3 protein-coding genes and 1 pseudogene are annotated in these 3,557 nt (G+C 44.6%); all 4 read left to right on the top strand.

Going from position 1 to position 3,557, the window contains the following annotated elements:
• Positions 1-80 precede the first annotated feature (80 nt).
• A complete protein-coding gene (locus tag F6J99_RS43295) occupies positions 81-785 on the top strand; it encodes an ABC transporter ATP-binding protein (protein WP_293123170.1) in 705 nt (234 codons plus the stop codon).
• Positions 786-1,078: 293 nt separating this feature from the next.
• Positions 1,079-2,326, top strand: coding sequence for a transposase (locus tag F6J99_RS43290; RefSeq protein ID WP_293123173.1), 1,248 nt, complete (start codon positions 1,079-1,081; stop codon positions 2,324-2,326).
• Between the two features lie 37 nt (positions 2,327-2,363).
• Positions 2,364-3,311, top strand: coding sequence for a ShlB/FhaC/HecB family hemolysin secretion/activation protein (locus tag F6J99_RS43285; protein ID WP_293123167.1), 948 nt, complete (start codon positions 2,364-2,366; stop codon positions 3,309-3,311).
• A gap of 2 nt (positions 3,312-3,313) precedes the next feature.
• Positions 3,314-3,557, top strand: a pseudogene (locus F6J99_RS43280) (hypothetical protein); the annotation flags it as partial.

The raw sequence follows: 3,557 nt of genomic DNA, 5'->3' as shown, positions 1-3,557 counted from the left end.
TAACACACCCTACGCAACTACTCCCTGTTCCCTGTTCCCTGTTCCCTGTTCCCTTTGCTAAAAAAATAGGATGAAAAACTATGATTTGGATGGAAGCGATTACTAAGATTTATGATATGGGGGAAGTCCAGGTATCAGTTCTGAAGGGAATAAACCTGTCAATTAAAGAGGGAGAATACATTGCCATTATGGGGGCTTCTGGTTCTGGAAAATCCACATTAATGAACATTATTGGTTGTCTCGATCGCCCAACTACCGGACGCTATGCCCTTGAAGGCAGAAACCTCACAACCCTACATGATGACGAACTTGCCTATATCCGCAATCAGCGCATTGGCTTTGTGTTTCAGCAATTCAATCTCTTGCCTCGCTCTACAGCCCTTGAGAATGTTATGCTACCCATGGTCTACGCCAATGTACCTAAACCCAAACGACGCCAACGGGCAATGCAAGCCTTGAGTCGAGTGGGTTTGGGCAACCACCTTCACCACCGTCCTAGCCAACTTTCTGGGGGACAACAACAACGGGTTGCCATTGCCCGTGCTTTAGTCAATCGCCCCGCTTTGCTGTTGGCAGATGAACCTACCGGAGCCTTAGATACCAAAACCTCCCAGGAAGTCATGGATCTGCTTGGGGAATTAAACCAGCAAGGCATCACCATCGTGATTGTTACTCACGAACATGATGTAGCTGCCCAAACCCAACGACTTATTCAGATGCAGGATGGTTTGGTAGTAGATCTCGATGAGCAAATGTCTCTAAAATCTATTAGTCTTAATACTTAGAGCGGTTTTGAATTGGATGAGGTATAAAGTTCTGGGTTTTAGGGAACAGGGAGTAGGGAGCAGGGAACAGGAAGCAAGGACGAAATTATCTGACCCAATTAAGACTTAGTATTAAGTATAATTTCTTTACCAAAAATATTGGGTTTAAAGCCCCGTCCTTCTATGACGGCTTTTTTTTTGGCTCTGACTTGACAGCTTTATATAAAGTTGCTAGTATAAAAATGTCTTGTTTGCGTAGCGTAGGCTTGGCCTTTGGCCACGCCAAAGGCGAACGCCGAAGGAGGTCGAATTCGGTGATTATTTTAGAGTTTAAAGCCAAAGGCAAAGAGTCCCAATATTCAGCGATAGACGAAGCGCTCCGGGCAGTCAAATTTATTCGGAATAGCTGCATCCGTTTGTGGTTAGATAACAAGGGAACAGGGAAAAGCGACCTTAGTAGATATTCCAAAATCCTTGCTAAGGAGTTCCCTTTTGCTAATGAACTTAACTCTACTGCCCGTCAGGCTGCGTCTGAGAGGGCATGGTCATCGATCGTCCGATTCTACGATAACTGCAAGAAAAAAGTCCCAGGCAAAAAAGGTTTTCCTAAGTTTCAGAAACGTGCTCGTTCTGTCGAGTACAAGAAATCAGGGTGGAAATTATCCCCTGACAAAAAATCGATAACCTTCACGGATAAGAAAGGAATCGGAAAGCTCAAACTCAAAGGTACCTGGGACTTGTGGCGTTTTGACAAAAAACAAATCAACCGGGTTCGGATAGTTAAACGAGCTGACGGGTACTATGTTCAATTCTGCATTGCAGTTAACGCAAAAGAGGAGATAGACTCAACAGGTAAAACCATTGGCCTGGATGTAGGACTTAAGGAGTTTTATACAGATTCTGATGGTCATTCTGAACCTAACCCTAGGTTTTACAGGAAAAATGAAAAACGATTAAAGTTTTATCAACGCCGGGTCTCCCGGAAAAATAAAGGCTCATCCAACCGTAGAAAAGCGGTTAATAGATTAGGCAGGCAACACCTTAAAATAAGTAGGCAGCGTGAAGAACATGCAAAGAGACTTGCACGTTGCGTAATCCGATCTAACGATTTGGTCGCCTACGAAGATTTAAGAGTTAAAAACCTGGTAAAAAATCATTGCCTTGCTAAATCTATCAATGACGCTGGTTGGTATCAATTCAGGAAATGGTTGGAGCATTTTGGAGCTAAATTCGGTCGGATAACTGTTGCTGTTAATCCTGCCTACACTAGCCAAAACTGCTCTAATTGTGGTGAAGTCGTCAAAAAGTCCCTATCTACTAGAACTCATACCTGTAAATGTGGTTGTGAGCTAGACAGGGATCATAACGCCGCCATCAATATCCGAAATAGAGCCATAAGTACAACGGGGCACGTTGGAACTTGGGTTATAAACCCAAACGCTTCAGGAGATTTAGCCTCTACTCTTTCTGGTTCCGGCCTGATTGAGCAAGTTGAGTCGTTGAGTGAAGAATCCCCGCTCATAAGCGGGCGGGGAGTGTCAAGCAGGTATTACAAGCAATAACCGCCAATCCCCTAGCGTCGGTTCCGAACAAATTAGTGTGTTTGTTGGTCATGATAATTTGTTAGGGTTTGGTGATAGTCTCTCTGGTACTTACGGCATTACTGAAGGACTCAATCTATATGATATTAGCTATAGCATTCCCATCAATCGCCGGAATGGTGACGTTAGCTTCCGTTATGACAATACCGATAGCCGAATTATTGAAGATGACTTCCGCGATATCAAAATTAGAAGCGAAACCGAAACATTTTCCGTGACTATTCGTCAACCGTTATACAGAAAACCCTCAACAGAATTTGCCCTTGGTTTAGCTCTAGATTTGCGTCGCAGTCAAACATTTATCCTTGATGATATTCCCTTTTCTTTCTCCGAAGGTCCCGAAAATGGTGAATCAAACGTTACAGTGATTCGCTTTTTCCAAGATTGGGTGGACCGTAATGCTACCAGAGTTTTCGCAGCGCGATCGCAATTTAATCTCGGCATAGATGCCTTTGATGCTACAGTGAATAATGAAGCTCCCGATGGGCGTTTTTTGTCTTGGTTAGGACAATTCCAATGGGTACAGCGTTTATCATCGCGAAATTTATTCTTACTACGTCTTAATACCCAACTAACATCAGATTCTTTATTATCTATTGAAAGGTTTAGTGTGGGGGGAGTCGATACAGTAAGAGGATATCGGCAAAATCAATTAGTAGCAGATAATGGGATCACAGCTTCAGCAGAAGTCCGTATTCCTCTGACAGCAAACACCAATACATTGCAAATTGCGCCATTTTTTGATATTGGCACTGCTTGGAATAATGGCAGTACAAATCCAGACCCACAAACCATAGGGAGTTTGGGGCTAGGATTAATTTCGCAGCCTAGTAACCCTTGGAATTTACGCTTAGATTATGGTATCCCCTTGATGAGTGTTGACAACTCTGGGAATACCCTGCAAGATAATGGTCTTTACTTTTCTTTGCAATATCAGCCATTTTAGCGATGCAGCGAGGTCTTGGGGGTTCCCCCCATGAGCGACTGCATCAAGACAAGGCAGGTTCCGCGCTACCCACCTGGCAAGCTCTTCTAGTTTTCCGTTCCCCCACACCCCACACCCCACACCCCACACCCCACACCCCACACCCCACACCCCACACCCCACACCCCACACCCCCCACCCCCCCCCCCACACCCCACACCACAACCCCCCAAACCAACGTACACACAAACAAAGCACAACACCACA

Source organism: Moorena sp. SIO4G3 (genome assembly GCF_010692305.1).
GTDB lineage: Bacteria > Cyanobacteriota > Cyanobacteriia > Cyanobacteriales > Coleofasciculaceae > Moorena > Moorena producens_A.
Note: the sequence above shows the minus strand (reverse complement) of the source record. Positions and strands in the feature narration are given on the sequence as shown.

What these genes read in the sequence shown, in the direction of transcription:
- F6J99_RS43295 (WP_293123170.1), top strand. Translation starts at nt 81, where the DNA reads ATGATTTGGATGGAAGCGATTACTAAGATTTATGATATGGGGGAAGTC.